Annotated in this window: 16 protein-coding genes; 13 read left to right on the forward strand and 3 right to left on the reverse strand. The window is 73.2% G+C overall.

Annotated features, from left to right (window positions below):
* The first annotated feature begins 293 nt into the window (after nucleotides 1–293).
* From OO68_RS22070 to OO68_RS22125, 12 genes are all read left to right on the forward strand, one after another.
* Nucleotides 294–707, forward strand: coding sequence for a DUF3151 domain-containing protein (locus OO68_RS22070; protein ID WP_033310134.1), 414 nt, complete (start codon nucleotides 294–296; stop codon nucleotides 705–707).
* 150 nt (nucleotides 708–857) lie between these two features.
* A complete protein-coding gene (locus tag OO68_RS22075) occupies nucleotides 858–1,688 on the forward strand; it encodes a tryptophan 2,3-dioxygenase family protein (RefSeq protein WP_033310135.1) in 831 nt (276 codons plus the stop codon).
* Nucleotides 1,681–2,865 carry a kynureninase gene (gene kynU / locus OO68_RS22080; RefSeq protein WP_033310136.1) on the forward strand — a complete coding sequence of 395 codons (1,185 nt, stop codon included), beginning with the start codon at nucleotides 1,681–1,683 and terminating at the stop codon, nucleotides 2,863–2,865. The genes OO68_RS22075 and kynU overlap by 8 nt, the downstream gene beginning before the upstream one ends.
* 174 nt (nucleotides 2,866–3,039) lie before the next feature.
* Nucleotides 3,040–3,903, forward strand: coding sequence for an alpha/beta hydrolase (locus OO68_RS22085; protein ID WP_033310455.1), 864 nt, complete (start codon nucleotides 3,040–3,042; stop codon nucleotides 3,901–3,903).
* A 171-nt stretch (nucleotides 3,904–4,074) separates the two neighbouring features.
* On the forward strand, nucleotides 4,075–5,073 hold the full coding sequence (locus OO68_RS22090) for an alpha/beta hydrolase (protein ID WP_033310137.1): 999 nt from the start codon (nucleotides 4,075–4,077) through the stop codon (nucleotides 5,071–5,073).
* Nucleotides 5,066–6,277 carry an acyltransferase family protein gene (locus OO68_RS22095; RefSeq protein ID WP_033310138.1) on the forward strand — a complete coding sequence of 404 codons (1,212 nt, stop codon included), beginning with the start codon at nucleotides 5,066–5,068 and terminating at the stop codon, nucleotides 6,275–6,277. Before OO68_RS22090 ends, OO68_RS22095 begins: the two co-directional genes overlap by 8 nt.
* Complete coding sequence (locus OO68_RS22100) at nucleotides 6,270–7,646, forward strand: sensor histidine kinase (protein ID WP_033310139.1); 1,377 nt, start codon at nucleotides 6,270–6,272, stop codon at nucleotides 7,644–7,646. Before OO68_RS22095 ends, OO68_RS22100 begins: the two co-directional genes overlap by 8 nt.
* Entirely contained in the window at nucleotides 7,643–8,326 is a 684-nt protein-coding gene (locus OO68_RS22105; RefSeq protein ID WP_033310140.1) for a response regulator, read from the forward strand. Before OO68_RS22100 ends, OO68_RS22105 begins: the two co-directional genes overlap by 4 nt.
* Before the next feature lie 116 nt (nucleotides 8,327–8,442).
* Nucleotides 8,443–9,768, forward strand: coding sequence for a sensor histidine kinase (locus OO68_RS22110; RefSeq protein WP_078625402.1), 1,326 nt, complete (start codon nucleotides 8,443–8,445; stop codon nucleotides 9,766–9,768).
* Nucleotides 9,765–10,430, forward strand: coding sequence for a response regulator (locus tag OO68_RS22115; RefSeq protein WP_033310142.1), 666 nt, complete (start codon nucleotides 9,765–9,767; stop codon nucleotides 10,428–10,430). Before OO68_RS22110 ends, OO68_RS22115 begins: the two co-directional genes overlap by 4 nt.
* Before the next feature lie 53 nt (nucleotides 10,431–10,483).
* Nucleotides 10,484–11,704, forward strand: coding sequence for a cytochrome P450 (locus OO68_RS22120; protein WP_033310143.1), 1,221 nt, complete (start codon nucleotides 10,484–10,486; stop codon nucleotides 11,702–11,704).
* Between the two features lie 87 nt (nucleotides 11,705–11,791).
* On the forward strand, nucleotides 11,792–12,394 hold the full coding sequence (locus OO68_RS22125; protein ID WP_033310144.1) for a Uma2 family endonuclease: 603 nt from the start codon (nucleotides 11,792–11,794) through the stop codon (nucleotides 12,392–12,394).
* Here OO68_RS22125 and OO68_RS22130 read toward each other — a convergent pair whose 3' ends face one another.
* Together OO68_RS22130 and OO68_RS22135 are read right to left on the reverse strand one after the other, a co-directional pair.
* On the reverse strand, nucleotides 12,395–13,993 hold the full coding sequence (locus OO68_RS22130) for an ABC transporter permease (RefSeq protein WP_033310145.1): 1,599 nt from the start codon (nucleotides 13,991–13,993) through the stop codon (nucleotides 12,395–12,397).
* Nucleotides 13,990–14,886, reverse strand: coding sequence for an ABC transporter ATP-binding protein (locus OO68_RS22135; RefSeq protein WP_033310146.1), 897 nt, complete (start codon nucleotides 14,884–14,886; stop codon nucleotides 13,990–13,992). Before OO68_RS22135 ends, OO68_RS22130 begins: the two co-directional genes overlap by 4 nt.
* A gap of 74 nt (nucleotides 14,887–14,960) precedes the next feature.
* Here OO68_RS22135 and OO68_RS22140 point away from each other — a divergent pair, with 74 nt between their 5' ends.
* Nucleotides 14,961–15,458 (forward strand): GbsR/MarR family transcriptional regulator, encoded by a 498-nt coding sequence (locus OO68_RS22140; RefSeq protein WP_033310147.1) that lies wholly within the window; start codon nucleotides 14,961–14,963, stop codon nucleotides 15,456–15,458.
* A 12-nt stretch (nucleotides 15,459–15,470) separates the two neighbouring features.
* Here OO68_RS22140 and OO68_RS22145 read toward each other — a convergent pair whose 3' ends face one another.
* The gene (locus tag OO68_RS22145; RefSeq protein ID WP_033310148.1) at nucleotides 15,471–16,355 is read right to left on the reverse strand and encodes a diacylglycerol kinase family protein; all 885 of its coding nucleotides are present in this window, start codon (nucleotides 16,353–16,355) and stop codon (nucleotides 15,471–15,473) included.
* Between the last annotated feature and the right edge of the window lie 175 nt (nucleotides 16,356–16,530).

Raw genomic sequence — 16,530 nt, forward strand, 5'->3', positions numbered from 1 at the left:
GGGGTGCGGTGCGGAAGTGGCTGGGGTGGGTCCGGGGTGCGGTGCGGAAGCGCTGGGGTGGCTGGGGTGCGGTGCGAAGTGGCTTGGGTGGGCTGCGGTGCTGGTGGGGGAGTGGTTGGGGTGGGCCCGGGGTGCGGTGCGGAAGTGGCTGGGCGGGGTGGCCGGTTCGGAAGCGCGGGGTAGGCGGGGGTGCCGGTGCGGCAGTGGCTGGGGTAGGCCGGGGTGCCGGTGCCCGGGCTGGTCCTCGGTGGGACCGGTGCCCGCGGCCGAGCGGTATGGCGCAGACTTGGGGCATGTCCATTCACGAGAACCTTCTCGGGGGCCCGCCCCCGACCCACCTCCCCGACGACCCCGGGCCGCGGGAAATGCTCGCGTCGGGTGCCGCGCCCGCCGAGGTCGCCGGTGCTCACCCCACCTCCTCGCTCGCCTGGGCGCAGCTCGCCGACGAGGCGTTCGAGCGGGGCGCGGCCGTGGAGTCCTATGCGTACGCCCGCACGGGCTACCACCGCGGCCTGGACGCGCTGCGCCGCAACGGCTGGAAGGGCCACGGCCCGGTGCCGTGGGAGCACGAGCCGAACCGCGGCTTCCTGCGCGCCCTGCACGCCCTCGCCCGCGCCGCCCAGGCGATCGGCGAGCAGGAGGAGTACGAGCGCTGCTCCCAGTTCCTGAAGGACTCCTCGCCGACGGCGGCGCAGGTCCTGGGCTGACGCACGGTCCGTGCACGCGAGGCCCGTCCCCGAAAGGCGGGCCTTGCGGTTTCGGGGGACGATTGCGCAAGATGCCCTCGGGGACCGGGGCCCCCGTGTCGGATTCGGCAGGGGCGGACCGCTACCCGGAGTTATACGCAGGAGACAGCGATGTCCCACGAGGCTCACGAGCCCGAGACCCCGCATCTCGACTTCCACGGCACGACGCCGTACGAGGACTACGTCAAGGCAGACGTACTCACCCACCTCCAGCACACCCTCTCCGACGATCCCGGAGAGATGGTCTTCCTGGTCACGACCCAGGTGATGGAGCTGTGGTTCACCGTCATCGTCCACGAGTGGGAGACGGCCGCGGGCGCGCTCCGGGGTGACGACATCCCGACCGCCATCCACGCGCTCAAGAGGTCCGTCCGCGAGCTGGAGGCGCTCAACCACTCCTGGAAGCCCCTCGCCCAGCTCACGCCGGCCCAGTTCAACTCGTACCGCAGCGCCCTCGGCGAGGGCTCCGGCTTCCAGTCGGCGATGTACCGCCGCATGGAGTTCCTGCTCGGCGACAAGTCCGCGTCGATGCTCGTCCCGCACCGGGGCGCACCGCGCGTGCACGCCGAGCTGGAGAAGGCGCTGCACGAGCCGAGTCTGTACGACGAGGTCGTGCGGCTGCTGGCGCGGCGCGGGCACGACATCCCGGAGGCCGTGCTGCGGCGCGACGTCTCGAAGCGCTACGAGCCCTCGCCGGAGGTGGAGGCGGCCTGGACGGCCGTCTACTCGGGCGACGAGAGCGACGAGGTCGCCCGGCTGGGCGAGGCGCTGAGCGACGTCGCCGAGCTGGTGTGGCGCTGGCGCAACGACCACCTGGTCGCCACCCGCCGCGCGATGGGCGCCAAGACCGGCACGGGCGGCTCCGCCGGCGTGGCCTGGCTGGAGAAGCGCGCGCAGAAGAACGTGTTCCCCGAGCTGTGGACGGCGCGGTCCTATGTCTGAGCCGGCGGAACGCGCGCGGAAGCTGGATGCCGTCGACGAACTCGCCGGCAAGCGCGCCGAGTTCGTCCTCGACGACGTGGTCTACCTCGACGGCAACTCGCTCGGCGCCCTGCCGGCCGTCGTCCCGGGGCGGGTCGAGGACGTCGTACGCCGCCAGTGGGGCGAGCTGCGCATCCGGTCCTGGGAGGAGAGCGGCTGGTGGACGGCGCCCGAGCGGATCGGTGACCGGATCGCCCCGCTGGTCGGGGCGGCGCCCGGGCAGATCGTCGTGGGCGACTCCACAAGTGTCAATGTCTTCAAGGCAGTTGTGGGAGCGGTGCGGATGGCCGGGGAGGGCCGGGACGAACTGCTCGTCGACGCGACGACCTTCCCCACCGACGGGTACATCGCCGAGTCCGCCGCCCGCATGACCGGCTGCACCCTGCGGCCCGTGGCACCGGCGGACGTCCCGGGCGCACTGGGTGACCGCACCGCCGCGGTCCTCCTCAACCACGTCGACTACCGCACCGGCCGGCTGCACGACCTGCCCGGTCTGACGGCCGCCGTGCGCGCGGCGGGCGCGGTCGCCGTCTGGGACCTGTGCCACAGCGCGGGCGCCCTGCCGGTCGGGCTGGACGAGCACGGCGTGGACCTCGCGGTCGGCTGCACCTACAAGTACCTGAACGGCGGGCCCGGTTCACCGGCGTACCTGTATGTGCGGCGCGAGGTGCAGGACCGCTTCGACTCGCCGCTGCCCGGCTGGAACTCGCACGCCGAGCCGTTCGGGATGCGGAGCGACTTCGAGGCGGCTCCCGGCGCGCTGCGCGGCCGGGTCGGCACGCCCGACATCCTCTCCATGCTCGCCCTGGAGGCGGCCCTCGACGTGTGGGACGGGGTGTCGGTCGAGGCGGTGCGGGCCAAGTCCCTCGCGCTGACGGACTTCTTCCTGGAGTGCGTGGCGGCGTACGTGCCCGAGGGCCGGGTCGAGTGCCTGACGCCGGTGGCGCACGGGGAGCGGGGCAGCCAGATCGCGCTGCGCTGTGACGACGCCGGTGACGTGATGAAGCGGCTGATCGAGCGGGGTGTGGTCGGTGACTTCCGGGCCCCGGACGTGCTGCGCTTCGGCTTCACCCCGCTGTACGTCGGGTTCGCCGACGTGGAGCGGGCGGCGCGGGTGCTGGCGCAGACGCTGGCCTGAGCGGCGGCGGGCCGGGACGCCCCTGTGGTGTCCCGGCCCCGCGGCGTCCGTCCGCTCTTCACCGAGCGTGACAACCGCATGTCCGCGCATGTCACGCGCCTGGTACCGTCCCGGCCAACGGCTGACCCCCTCAACTGGTCCGCCCCGTACGGTTCATCGCTGGAAGGTTGGAGCATGACGGACGACGTCGCAGCAGCACGGGCCGCTGCCGAGGAGAAGTCGGCCTTCTCCCACGCGCCCGTCGACCCCGACGCCACCGCGGCCTACGGCGACCACCCGGACCAGGTCATCGACTTCTTCGCACCGCGCCGGGCCGGCGGCCCCGGCCCGGCCCCGGTCGTCGTCGTCCTGCACGGCGGCGCCTGGCGGGCGCCCTACGACCGGCTTCACATCAGCCCGTTCGCGGACTTCCTCGCCCGCCGCGGGTTCGCCGTGGCCAGCGTCGAGTACCGGCGCGGCGGGGACGGCGACTCCCTCGCGGGCCGGTGGCCCGACACCTTCGACGACGTCGCGGCGGCGCTGGACGCCCTGCCCGCGCTGGTACGGGAGTTGCTGCCGCAGGCCGACCCACGCCGCACGGTCCTCACGGGCCACTCGGCGGGCGGGCACCTCGCGCTGTGGGGTGCCGCCCGGCACGTCCTGCCGGCGGACTCGCCCTGGCGCAGCGGCAGTCCGGTGACGCTTCGCGGCGTCGTCGCCCTCGCCCCGATCGCGGACCTGGCGATCGCCGACAAGCTGGACGTGTGCGGGGGCGCCGCGCGTCAACTCCTGGGCGGGGACGAGCACTTCGCCGAGCGGCAGCCGTACGCCGACCCGGCGCTGCTGCTGCCCACGGGCATCGCCACCACCCTCGTGCAGGGCCGTGCGGACCTCGACGTGCCGCAGGCGGTCGCCGAGTCGTACGCGGAGGCGGCGGCGAAGGCCGGGGAGATGGTGGGGGTGACGCTGCTGGAGGACGTGGGCCACTTCCCGCTCATCGACCCGGCGGCCGACGCGTGCGCGGTGGCGGTGGAGGAGATCGCGCAGCTGGCCTGGTGAGGGGCAGCCGTCCCTGGAGAGCCGCCCCTTAAGAGCGCCCCGGGTCATACCCGTAGTACCTGAGAGCTACGCCGCAGGTGAGTTCCCCGGTGTGACGCGGACGAGGTGCCCCGCTCCGTAACTTCCCTTCCACGCAGACCCGATGGCCGGGTGCGCTGGAGGGGGACGACCATGGGGTCCGCACCGCAGTACCGCCGTGGCGGCGGCAGGCGCCGCGCCGGCCGATGGCGCCGAGCCGCGCTCGCCGTCCTCATCACCGGTGCGGTGGTCGTCCCCCTGTCCGGGGCCGTACGACCGCAGACCCCCGCACCGGCCCCCGCCTCCCTCGCCCCCCTCAGCGCGTCGACGCTCGACGCGGCGTACGCGGCCAACCGGGCCAACGCCGCCGAGGCGGCCCGCATGGCCGCCGCCCACCACGACCGCGACCGCGCCGCGACGGACCGCCGCCTGGCCGCCCCGGCCCGGCACCTCCTGCGGTTCGACGGCCGCGGCTCCGGCCGGGTGACGGAGGTCCTCGGCGACCTCGCCCGGGCCGACCGCATCGCCGTGCTGGTCCCCGGATCCGACACGAGCCTCGACACCTACGGCCGGTTCCACGCGGCGGCCGCCGCCCTGCACCGGCAACTCGGCCGGCAGGCCCCGGCGGGCACGCGCACCGCGGTCGTGGCCTGGATGGGCTACGAGACGCCGGGCACGGTCAGCACGACGGTCACGACGACCGGCAGGGCGGAGCAGGCGGCCCCGCACCTGCGTGCGCTCGTCGCCGACCTGCGTGCCATAGCGGGCGCAGGACCGCGCATCGCGCTGCTGTGCCACTCGTACGGCTCGGTGGTCTGCGGCCGTGCCGCCACAGGGCTCGTCGTCGACGACATCGCGCTCGTCGGCAGCCCGGGCACCGGTGCCGACACCGCCGGCGGCCTGCACACCCGCGCCCGCGTCTGGGCGGCCCGGGGCGGCGACGACTGGGTGGAGAACGTCCCGCACGTCGACCTCGACCTGTTCGGCACCACCGTCGGCTTCGGCACCGACCCCGTCTCCCCGGCTTTCGGCGCCCGGGTCTTCACGGCGGGCGACGGCGGCCACAGCGACTACTTCAGGCCCGGCTCGGCCTCCCTGACCAACCTGGCCCGGATCGTCCTGGGCGATACCAAGGCGGTGACTCATGACTGACATCGGCGTACGCGCCCTGCGGCAGACAGTGCGCCGGGGCGCCGGCCGCATCGGCGCGGCCATCCCGCCCGGCCGCGACCGGGCCGTGGACGCCCTGCGGGCCGCCGCCGTCCTCGGCGTCGTCCTCGGGCACTGGCTGGTCACGGCCCTCGTCTCCGACGGCCGCGCCCTGCGCACGGCGAGCCCGCTGCACAACATGCCCTGGCTGACGCCCGTCTCCTGGATATTCCAGACACTCGCCGTGTTCTTCCTGGTCGGGGGCCATGTCGCCACCCGCGGTCATGCCTCGGCGCGGGCCCGGGGCATCCCGTACCACCAGTGGCTGACGGCCCGGCTGTCCCGGCTGTTCAAGCCGGTCGCCGCCGTCCTCACCCTGTGGACGGTCGCCGCCGTCGCGCTGCTGCTGTCGGGCACCGAGTACGGCACGGTGCGCACGCTGGTGAAGCTGGCCCTGTCCCCCCTGTGGTTCCTCGTGGTGTTCGCGGGCCTGACGGCGGCGACCCCGCTGCTCGCCCGGCTCAACCCGCTCTGGCCGCTGGCCGTCGTCCTGCACGTGGACCTGCTGCGCTTCGGCCTCGGCGGTCCCGCCTGGCTGGGCTGGGTGAACGTGGCGGCCGCCTGGGCGGTGCCCTACACGCTGGGCGCGGCCTGGACCCGCGGCGAACTGGAGCGGCGCCGTGCGGGCTGGGTCCTGCTGGGTGCCGGGGCGGCGGCGACCGCGGCGCTGGTGGCGTGGGCGGGCTACCCGGCGTCCATGGTCGGCGTCCCGGGCGAGGGCGTGTCCAACCTGGATCCGCCGACACTGGCCGTCGTCACCTTCGGCCTGGCCCAGTGCGGTCTCGCCCTGCTGCTGCGCGAGCGGCTGCGGCGGGCGATGCGCCGGCCCGTGGCGTGGGCGGCCGTGGCGCTCGTCAACCTCTCCGTGATGACCGTTTTCCTCTGGCACCAGACGGCCCTGATGGCCACGACCGCCACCGGCCTGCTCGCCGGCAGGCTCCCGGGCCTGCACACGCCGCCCGACGGTCTCGGCTGGGTCGGGTTCCGGCTGCTGTGGCTGCCCGTGTTCGCGCTGGCCCTCGCGGCCTGCTGGGCCGCCTTCCGTTCTTTCGAGCGAGGCGGAGGCGGCCGGGGACGCAGGTCGCGGGTGGTGCGGGCGCACCGTCCGTCCGGCCGGGGCGCAGCGGCGAAGGCGCGCCATGTCTAGGCTGGGCCGTGTGATGGACACGGGGGCGGGCCGCGCGCTGCGGGCGCGCGTCGGGGGCTGGCTGCGGAAGCTGGGCCAGGACCTGTGGACCGTCCGGGTGGATCCCTTGCCGCCTTCCACGTGGCTGCGCTGGCTGCCGCACGGAATCGTGTGCCTGGCGGCGTTCGGAGTCACGGTCGGCGGCGCCGGAGACATGACCGACAACGGCCATCTCCCTGCCGGCTTGGCCCTGCTGGTCGCGGGCGCGCAGGGCGGCGCCATGGTCCTGGGGCTCTGGCGGCCGGTGCCGGCGTGGTGGCTGTCCCTGGGCGCCTTCCTCGTGGCCGCCGTGACGGTGCGCGGCCGTCTCGGCTTCGACCCGGACACCTACACGTGGCCCTGGACCCCGGCCGGTTTGATCGCCGAGATGTTCGTGCTGCTGCTGCTCGCGCTGCGGGTCCCCACCCGTGCGGCGACGGCTGCCCTGGCCGTGACCGCGCTCTTCACCTATGTCCTGGAGAGCCTGCAGGGCGCCGAGCGCTACGACGCCACCGGCGTGCTCGCATTTTCCCTGTTCACCGTCGTGGTGATAGTCGGCACCGCCCTGCGCGGCCGCCGCGAGGCCCGGGCCCAGCTCGTGGAGCAGACCACGCTGACCGCCGAAGAACGCACCCGCCGCACTCTGCTGGAGGAGCGCAGCCGCATCGCGCGGGAACTGCACGACGTGGTGGCCCACCACATGTCGGTCATCTCCATCCAGGCGCAGGTCGCCCCGCACCTCGTGGAGAACCCGCCCGAGGAGCTCAGGGAGAACCTCGCGGGCATACGGCAGAACGCGCTGGAGGCACTGACCGAACTGCGCCGCGTGCTGGGCGTGCTGCGCTCGGAGCACTCCGGGCCGGGGGAGCCGTTCGCCGACGCGGGCGACGAGACCACACCGCATGCCCCGCAGCCCACGCTCGACCGGCTCGACGCGCTCGTGGAGAACACCCGGGCGGCCGGACGCGAGGTCGTCACCGACATCCAGGGAGAGCGGCGTCCGCTGCCGCCCGGGGTGGAGCTGTCGGCGTACCGGATCGTGCAGGAGGCGCTGAGCAACGCCCTGCGGCACGCGCCCGGCGCGCGGATCACGGTCCGTCTCACCTACGAGCCGGACGGCCTGGAGGTGGAGATCGTCAACGGCCGCCCGACCGGGCCGCCACCGCCGTCGACGGGGGCCGGTCACGGGCTGCTCGGCATGCGGGAGCGGGTCGCGATGCTCGGCGGCACCATGACGGCGCACCCCTGGCACTGGGACGGCTTCAAGGTCACCGCCTTCCTCCCGGACACCCCGCCCGAGGACTCCCCGGGCACCGACCACCCCACGGCCCGCAGGAAAGGGACCTCATGACGAGCGGCACCGGCAACCCCATCCGGGTTCTCATCGTCGACGACCAGGCGATGGTCCGGCAGGGCTTCACCGTGCTGCTCGGCATACAGCCCGACATAGAGGTCGTCGGCGACGCGAAGACCGGGGAGAGCGGCATCGCCCTGGCCGCGGAGCTCGCCCCGGACGTCGTCCTGATGGACATCCGCATGCCCGGGATCGGCGGCATCGAGGCCACCCGGCACCTCACCGCCGCACACCCGGACATGCGGGTGCTGGTGCTCACCACCTTCGACCTCGACGAGTACGTGTACGACGCGCTGCGCGCCGGAGCCTCCGGGTTCCTGCTGAAGGACGCGTCGTCGGAGCAGCTCGCCGAGGCGGTCCGGGTGGTCGCGGCCGGGGAGGCGCTGCTCGCCCCGGTCATCACCCGCAAGCTGATCGCCGAGTTCTCCCGGCTCGACGGCAAGCCCCGCACCCCGCTCAAGGAGCGCGTCGGCGACCTGACCGAGCGGGAGACGGAGGTGCTCGCGCTGATCGCGCAGGGCCTGTCGAACGCGGAGATCGCCCGGCACCTGTTCGTGGCCGAGCAGACGGTGAAGACCCACGTGGGCCGGATCCTGGTGAAGCTGGGCCTCAGGGACCGCACGCAGGCCGCGGTGTTCGCCTACGAGTCGGGGCTGGTCCGGCCCTCGGGGTACTGAGGGGTGGGCGACGGGGCCCCGTAGTACCTGAGAGGGACGCCGAGGAACCCCTCTCCAAGGGGACGACCGGGGCCGGGGGGCCGCATACCGTTCTGTACGTGACCGAGACGACTCACATGCAGACCAGGCCGCCGGGGGACGGGGCGGCATCGCGCAGCCCGGAGTACCGGCTGGCGGTGGACGCCCTGCGCGGGCTGCGGCAGGACCTGATCCACGACGCGTTCGCCTACCGGCCGCTGCCGGGGCGGCACACGGACGGGCGGATCGTCCGGCGGCTGCCGGGCCGGCTGCGGGAGTACGCGCAGTGGCTTCCGCACGCCGTGATCACCGCGACGGCCCTGATCACCCTGGCCTTCTCCACGGTCGACACCGGAGGCCCGGCCCTGCTGGTCGGTCTGCTCTGCGCGATTCCCGTACTGCTGACCATGGTGCGGCCGGTCGGCGCCTTCTGGGCGTCCATGGTCTCCACCCCGATCGCCTCCGTGCTCGGCAGCCGCTGGGGCGAATGGCCCTGGACACCCGGCAGCTTCGCCTGTCACCTGACCGTGCTGACGGTCGTGGCGATACGCACCCGGCCGCGCACGGCCGCGTGGATGTGGGCGCTGACCGCGATGTACGCCCTCCTCGCGGACACCGGCATCGGCCCGACCTACTACGAGTACGGCAGCAACTCCGGTGCCATGCTGGTCATATCGGCCCTGGTCCTGCTCTGCGTCACCGTCTGGCACATCCGCCGCCACGCCGAGCAGGAGGTCAACGCCCAGCAGACGGTCACCGCGCACGAACGCTCCCGCCGCACCCTGCTGGAGGAGCGCACCACAATCGCCCGCGAGCTGCACGACGTGGTCGCCCACCACATGTCGGTCGTCGCCATCCAGGCGGAGGCCGCGCCCTACCGGGTGGAGAACCCGCCGCCGGAGCTGGAGAAGGCGTTCGCCACGATCCGGGAGAACGCGGTGGCGGCCTTGACCGAACTGCGCCGCGTGCTGGGCGTCGTCCGCGCCGAGGACTACGAGGCTCCGGACGCCCCGCAGCCCACCCTCGCCGACCTGGAGGGGCTGCTGGCCAATGTCCGGGAGGCCGGGCTGGGTGTCGAGAAGGTGGTGACCGGCGCGGTGCGGGAGCTGCCGCAGGGCGTGGAGCTGTCGGCGTACCGCATCGTGCAGGAGGCCCTGAGCAACACCCTGCGGCACGCGCCGGGCGCGACGGCCCGCGTCGAGATCGGGTACGTTCTCGGCGGCCTGGGCCTGCGCATCGTCAACGGCCCGCCGCCGAACCCGAGCCTGATCAAGCCCTCGCCGGGCGCCGGGCACGGCATCACGGGCATGCGGGAGCGGGTGTCGATGCTGAACGGCGAGATGACGGCGGGCGGCACGGACGACGGAGGTTACGAGGTGGCGGTGTTCCTGCCGGTCGCCCTGCCGGACGAGGGTGACGTATGACCATCCGCGTCCTGATCGCGGACGACCAGATGATGGTGCGCGAGGGGTTCTCGGTTCTGCTGAACGCGATGCCGGACATCGAGGTCGTCGGCGAGGCGGTGAACGGCCGGGAGGCCGTCACCAAGGTCCGCGAGCTCGCCCCGGACGTGGTGCTGATGGACATCCGCATGCCCGAGCTGAACGGCATCGAGGCGACCCGCGAGATCGTGGCGGCCGACGGCGCGGCGAAGGTGCTGGTGCTCACCACCTTCGACCTCGACGAGTACGTGTACCAGGCGCTGCGCGCGGGTGCCTCCGGCTTCCTCCTCAAGGATGCCTCGGCCCGCCAGCTGGCCGACGGGGTGAAGGTGGTGGCCTCCGGGGAGGCGCTCCTGGCCCCCTCGGTGACCAGACGCCTGATCACGGAGTTCTCCAAGCTCTCCGAGAAGCCGCATCTCATGCCCTCCGCCCACGCGGCCTACGGTGACCTCACCGAGCGGGAGACGGAGGTGCTGGTCCTCATCGCGCAGGGCCTGTCGAACTCGGAGATCGCGGGTCGGCTGGTCGTCGCCGAGTCCACGATCAAGACGCATGTCAGCCGGATCCTGGTGAAGCTGGGCCTGAGGGACCGGACGCAGGCGGCGGTGTTCGCGTACGAGGCGCGGCTGGTGACGCCGGGGTGACAGGTGGGCGCCGCCCCTGGTCAGGGTGGGGGTCGCCGGGCTAGCGTCCGTTCATGGCAGCTGTTTTCGACCTCGGGTTCGACCCGTGGGGCCCGGCGTTCCTCACCGACCCGTACCCCGTCTACGCCGAGCTGCGTGCCCGGGGCCGGGTGCACTGGTTCGAGCCCACGAACCAGTGGCTCGTCCCGCACCACGCGGACGTCTCGGCACTGCTGCGCGACCGGCGCCTCGGCCGGACGTACCAGCACCGCTTCTCGCACGAGGAGTTCGGCCGCACGGCGCCCCCGCCGGAGCACGAGCCGTTCCACACGCTCAACGACCACGGGATGCTCGACCTGGAGCCGCCGGACCACACCCGGATCCGCCGCCTGGTGTCGAAGGCGTTCACGCCCCGCACGGTGGAGCGGCTGAAGCCGTACGTGCGGGGACTGGCCGACGAGCTGGTGTCCGCGCTGGTCGCGAAGGGCGGCGGCGACCTGCTGAAGGACGTCGCCGAACCCCTCCCCGTCGCGGTGATCGCCGAGATGCTCGGCATCCCGGAGTCCGACCGGGCCCCGCTGCGCCCCTGGTCGGCGGACATCTGCGGGATGTACGAGCTGAAGCCGTCCGAGGACACGGCGGCGAAGGCGGTCCGGGCGTCGGTCGAGTTCTCCGACTACTTGCGCGAGCTGATCGCGGCCCGCCGCAAGGAGCCCGGCGAGGACCTCATCTCGGGTCTCATCGCAGCCCACGACGAGGGCGACCGGCTCACCGAGCAGGAGATGATCTCCACCTGTGTCCTGCTGCTCAACGCCGGCCACGAAGCCACGGTGAACGCCACGGTCAACGGGTGGTACGCGCTGTTCCGCAACCCGTCCCAGCTGGCGGCGCTGCGCGCGGACCACACGCTCGTCCCCTCCGCGATCGAGGAGCTGATGCGGTACGACACCCCGTTGCAGCTGTTCGAACGCTGGGTTCTGGACGAGATCGAGATCGACGGCACGACGATCCCGCGCGGCGCGGAGATCGCCATGCTCTTCGGCTCCGCCAACCACGACCCGGCGGTGTTCCGGAACCCGTCCGACCTCGACCTCACCCGCGCGGACAACCCCCACATCTCCTTCAGCGCCGGCATCCACTACTGCATCGGCGCACCCCTGGCCCGTATCGAGCTGGCCGCCTCGATGGGGGCGCTGCTGGAGCGGGCCCCGACGCTGCGGCTCGCCGCCGAGCCTGTTCGGAAGCCGAACTTTGTGATCAGAGGCTTGGAGTGTCTGACTGTCGAGGTGGGGTGATCACCCGTTCGGATGATCAGGAAGGCGTATCGACCCGCTGTCGTCCGGGCCTCGCCACACTGGCCACAACCTGAAAGGCGGTGCACCATGACGGTTATGGCAGAGCGCGGCTTGCAGACGCCCCAGATGTCGGTCGAGGAGTTCGAGAGGATCGCCGCCTTCGCGGCCAAGGAGACCGACGATGCCGTCAGGTTGGAGTTCATCAACGGACGGATCGGGGCCAAGAGGGTGGCCGACGGGGACCACAACACCATCGTCACGTGGCTGCTGCGGCGCTGCATGCAATACAGGCCCGACCTCGACCTCTACCAAGGGCAGGGCCTGCGCGTGGAGAAGTACCGTGATGGCCGGGCCCGCCCCGACGCCGTGCTCGTGCCCGAGGAACACTTCGCGGGGCACGGGGAATGGGCTGACCCGAGCGGGGTGCTCCTGGTTCTCGAAGTCACGTCGTACGACTCCGACACCGACCGGCGCGACCGCCAGGAGAAGCCCGTCGCCTACGGCGCCGCCGGCATTCCCTTCTATCTGCTGGTCGATCGGGATGCCTGCGCCGTCAAGCTCTACAGCGATCCGGACCCGGGCGTCGGATACGGCAACTGCCGCACGGCACCTTTCGGGGTCGCCCTGCTGATCCCTGAGCCCCTCGGCATCGAACTGGACACCGAGAAGCTCAAGCAGTACGTCGACTGATCACGTAAGCATGTCCCGCCTCCGCAACCCTGCGAGCCCCCCGGCCACCAGCAGCACCGCGACCCCCGTCAGCACCGCCACCGGCCCCCACTCCATGGAGCCGCCCGGCAGCTTCGGCAGATGCCCGAACGGCGAGACGTCCAGCACCGCCCGCGGCACATCCAGCGCGGGCCCGATCCAGCCGATCAGCAGTACCGCCCCGGCGACACCCCAGGCCGCGACGGCCGCCCGGGGCAGGACGCCGTGCAGCAGCACCGCCACGCCGCCGACCACCCACACCGCCGGGAGCTGCACCAGGCAGGCGGCCAGGACCGGCCCCATCTGCCTGCCGTAACCGACGGCGAAGCCCAGTCCGGCCAGCAGCATGATCCAGGCGGCACCGCCGAAGGCGATCACCAGGTGCCCGGCGGCCCACCGCAGCCGCCCCACCGCGTTCGCCAGCACCGGTTCCGCCCGGCCCGAGGTCTCCTCGCCGTGCAGGCGCAGCACCGACGCCACGATCCAGAGCGCCGCGACCAGGCCCAGCATGCCGATCATGGACGCCAGGAACGCGTCCGTCAGGCCGGACTGCCCGCCCATCCGCTCGATGATCCGCCGGGCGTTGGCGTTGTCGCCGACCAGGTCGGCCGCGCCCTCGGTCATGCCGCCGTAGACGACCCCGGCGAGGAAGAAGCCGATGCTCCAGCCGAGCACGCCGCCCCGCTGCAACCGCCAGGCCAGGGCGCTCGCGGTGCCCAGCCTGCCCGACGCGGGGCCCGGCCGGGTCGGCAGGAAGCTCATGCCCAGGTCCCGGCGGCCGGCCAAGGCGTAGGCAACTGCCCCCTGGAGGACGACCGCTCCGGCCAGGAGGGCGAGCACCCACCAGCGTTCGCCGGCGTAGGGCCGCAGGTTCTCCAGCCAGCCCAGTGGTGAGAGCCAGGTCAGAACCGACGAGCCGTCGTCCGTCCCCGAGTCGCCCGCCGCGCGCAGGACGAAGGCGGTCCCGAGCACCGCCGCCGTCAGGCCGCGGGCCAGCCGTGCGCTCTCCGTCAGCTGCGCGACGACCGCCGCCATCGTGGCGAAGACCATCCCGGCCCCGGCGATCCCGAGCCCGAGGGCCAGGGCCCCGGCCGCGCCCTGTCCGGCCAGGCCCGCCGTCACCAGCAGCGCCAGCACCGCGTTCGCCACGGCCGCCGCCAGCAGGGCCGCCGTCAGCGAGGCCCGGCGCCCCACCGTGCCGGACGCGACCAGTTCCTGTCGGCCGCTCTCCTCCTCGTCCCGGGTGTGCCGTACGACGACCAGCAGGCTCATCACGGCCGCCAGGGCACCGGCGTAGATGCCGACGCGCCAGGCCGTGAGGGCGCCCAGTGAGTCGCCGAAGACCGGGCCGACCATCGCGCGCAGTGAGGAGTTGGTCTCCATCTGCCGGACCAGGTCGGCGCGTTCGGCCGGCGTGCCGTACAGGCCCTCCAGCGTGCCCGGCATGGAGAGGACCATCAGCGCGTCGACCGCGATCCAGAGGGGGATCATCAGCCGGTCGCGGCGCAGGGCGAAGCGCAGCAGCGTGCCGGTGCCGGCGAGTTGGCGTGTGCCGCCGTGCCGTACCGCGAAGGCCGTCATCGGTCCGCCGCCTCGTCCTGGTAGTGCCGCAGGAAGAGTTCCTCCAGCGTGGGCGGTGTCGACGTCAGCGACCGCACGCCCGACTCGCTCAGCGACCGCAGGACGCCGTCCAGCCGTTCGGTGTCGACCTGGAGGCGGACGCGGCGCCCCCGCACGTCGAGGTCGTGCACGCCGGGCAGCGCCGACAACCCGTCGGGCGGCCCGGCGAGTTCGGCGACGACGCTGGTGCGGGTCAGATGGCGCAGGTCGGCGAGCGAACCGCTCTCGACCGTACGGCCGCCCCGGATGATGCTCACCCGGTCGCACAGCTCCTCGACCTCGCTGAGGATGTGGGAGGAGAGCAGGACCGTGCGGCCCCGGTCGCGCTCCTCCTCCACGCAGCGCCGGAAGACTTCCTCCATCAGCGGGTCCAGCCCGGAGGTCGGCTCGTCCAGGATCAGCAGGTCGACGTCCGAGGCGAACGCGGCGACCAGGGCGACCTTCTGCCGGTTGCCCTTGGAGTAGGTGCGGCCCTTCTTGGTGGTGTCGAGCTCGAAGCGCTCGGTCAGCTCCGCGCGGCGCCCCGCGTCGAGCCCGCCGCGCAGCCGGCCGTAGAGGTCGATGACCTCGCCGCCGGAGAGGTTGCGCCACAGCGTCACGTCCCCGGGGACGTAGGCAATCCGGCGGTGCACCTCCACCGCGTCCGCCCAGGGGTCGCGGCCGAGCACCTGCGCGGCGCCCGAGTCGGCGCGCAGCAGACCGAGCAGAACTCGGATGGTGGTGGACTTCCCGGCGCCGTTGGGGCCGAGGAAGCCGTGGACCTCACCGGCGGCGACCTCCAGGTCGAGCCCGTCGAGAGCGCGCGTCCGCCCGAAGGACTTGTGCAGTCCGGAGACGGTGATGGCCTTCGTCATGGTTCAGAACGTACGCTTCCTTTAGAAATTTGTGAAGTTAAAGAACCGTGTGAAGCCTGGATAGGATGGGCCTCATGACGGAATCAGCCGGGACCGGCCGGGACGCGGAGGCCGTGTCGAGGTTCGTGGAGTCCTTCGCCGCGCAGCTCGTCGAGGCGGGGATGGCGCGGATGCCCGCCCGCGTCTTCGCCGCGCTGCTCTCCTCCGACGAGGGCTCGATGACCTCCGCCGAGCTCGGGGAGCAGCTGCGGATCAGCCCCGCGGCGGTGTCCGGGGCGGTGCGCTACCTGGCCCAGACGCACATGGTCTCGCGCGAACGGGAGCCGGGATCGCGCCGGGAGCGCTACCGGGTGCACGGCAACCAGTGGTACGAGGCGCTGACCAACCGCGAGGCCGTCATCAAGCGCTGGGAAGGCGCCCTGCGCGAGGGCGTCACCAGCCTCGGCGCCGGCACCCCGGCCGGGCGCCGCATGGCCGAGACGCTGGCCTTCTTCGAGTTCGTCGAGGGCGAGATCGCGGAGATGATGGAGCGCTGGCGCGTGCACCGGGAGAAGACGTTCGGGCCGGAATGACCAGCGGCCGGCTCACTGCCCCGCCGGCACCGTCAGCCCCCACGCCCCCTCCCGCACCACCCACGTCCGGGTCCGCACCGGCCCCGACACGACCGTGTCCGCGCGGTAGCGGAAGTGTGCCCCGGACACCGTCACCGTCCGGCCCTCGGCCAGCAGCGGCGAGGCCTCCGCGCCCACCGAAACGGGTCTGACCTCCACCGATGCGACGCCCGACGCGGCCGGTGACACCGACACCGCCTCCACGGGCTGATTCAGGTCGACGAGGGTCTCCCCGTCCACCTCGACCCGCAGCCGGGACGGTCCCGGCTCGGACGCCGCGGCCGGCCGGGACGCGCGGCCCGGCGGAACCAGCGTCCGGACCAGGGACTGGCAGGTCCGCAGCCACGGGCGGCCCGGCACGTCGTCCGGATCCGGCTCGGTCTCCGGGCCCGTCCCGGCCGCCGGTGAGGGCCGCAGCGGCGGTATCCGCAGCGCGCCGAGCACCACGCCGTCGCTGTCGTCGACCATCAGGTCCATGCGCCGCTCGACCCCGTCGAGCACCGCCCGCGCCGCCGCCACCGGCCCCGTCGGCACCCCCAGCGACCGGGCCAGGGACAGCGCGCCCCCGACCGGGACCACCGACAGCACGCATCCGGCCAGCTCCCGGTGCCGGTGCAGCAGCGCCACCGCCCGGATCAGCGCCCGGTCGTCGCCCACCACCACCGGCCGCCGCGAGCCCCGCCGGGCCAGCGCCCTGGCGAACTCCTCCGGCCCGTCCGGCAGGCACAGCTTCATGCCCGCACCCGCTCCGAGCACGTCTTTCGCGATCCTGACGGACTCGCCGTCCGACCTACGGGCGACCGGGTCGACCACCACCAGCAGCTGCTCGGACGTCGCGGAAGTCGCCACCTCGGCCATGCCTCGCTTCCTCGGGTAGCATCTTTGTGCAAGAGCCCCTTGCGCTATTGCGCCAGGGGCTTCGTCTATTCCGGGGCATCCGGTCCGACGGTTGGCGGCCAACGGCGGTCGCGGTGCACGCGGCTGCGATTATCCGCGTTCGCCCTCGACCATGGACATGCCCCGCCCGGAAGGG

This window comes from Streptomyces iakyrus, from assembly GCF_000717055.1.
GTDB lineage: Bacteria > Actinomycetota > Actinomycetes > Streptomycetales > Streptomycetaceae > Streptomyces > Streptomyces iakyrus.

Coding starts and splice junctions, on each gene's coding strand:
- OO68_RS22075 (WP_033310135.1), top strand. CDS start 858: ATGTCCCACGAGGCTCACGAGCCCGAGACCCCGCATCTCGACTTCCAC.
- OO68_RS22110 (WP_078625402.1), top strand. CDS start 8,443: ATGCAGACCAGGCCGCCGGGGGACGGGGCGGCATCGCGCAGCCCGGAG.
- OO68_RS22145 (WP_033310148.1), bottom strand. CDS start 16,355: ATGGCCGAGGTGGCGACTTCCGCGACGTCCGAGCAGCTGCTGGTGGTG.
- OO68_RS22100 (WP_033310139.1), top strand. CDS start 6,270: ATGTCTAGGCTGGGCCGTGTGATGGACACGGGGGCGGGCCGCGCGCTG.
- OO68_RS22120 (WP_033310143.1), top strand. CDS start 10,484: ATGGCAGCTGTTTTCGACCTCGGGTTCGACCCGTGGGGCCCGGCGTTC.
- OO68_RS22085 (WP_033310455.1), top strand. CDS start 3,040: ATGACGGACGACGTCGCAGCAGCACGGGCCGCTGCCGAGGAGAAGTCG.
- OO68_RS22090 (WP_033310137.1), top strand. CDS start 4,075: ATGGGGTCCGCACCGCAGTACCGCCGTGGCGGCGGCAGGCGCCGCGCC.
- OO68_RS22130 (WP_033310145.1), bottom strand. CDS start 13,993: ATGACGGCCTTCGCGGTACGGCACGGCGGCACACGCCAACTCGCCGGC.
- OO68_RS22140 (WP_033310147.1), top strand. CDS start 14,961: ATGACGGAATCAGCCGGGACCGGCCGGGACGCGGAGGCCGTGTCGAGG.
- OO68_RS22125 (WP_033310144.1), top strand. CDS start 11,792: ATGACGGTTATGGCAGAGCGCGGCTTGCAGACGCCCCAGATGTCGGTC.
- OO68_RS22115 (WP_033310142.1), top strand. CDS start 9,765: ATGACCATCCGCGTCCTGATCGCGGACGACCAGATGATGGTGCGCGAG.
- OO68_RS22135 (WP_033310146.1), bottom strand. CDS start 14,886: ATGACGAAGGCCATCACCGTCTCCGGACTGCACAAGTCCTTCGGGCGG.
- OO68_RS22095 (WP_033310138.1), top strand. CDS start 5,066: ATGACTGACATCGGCGTACGCGCCCTGCGGCAGACAGTGCGCCGGGGC.
- OO68_RS22105 (WP_033310140.1), top strand. CDS start 7,643: ATGACGAGCGGCACCGGCAACCCCATCCGGGTTCTCATCGTCGACGAC.
- kynU (WP_033310136.1), top strand. CDS start 1,681: ATGTCTGAGCCGGCGGAACGCGCGCGGAAGCTGGATGCCGTCGACGAA.
- OO68_RS22070 (WP_033310134.1), top strand. CDS start 294: ATGTCCATTCACGAGAACCTTCTCGGGGGCCCGCCCCCGACCCACCTC.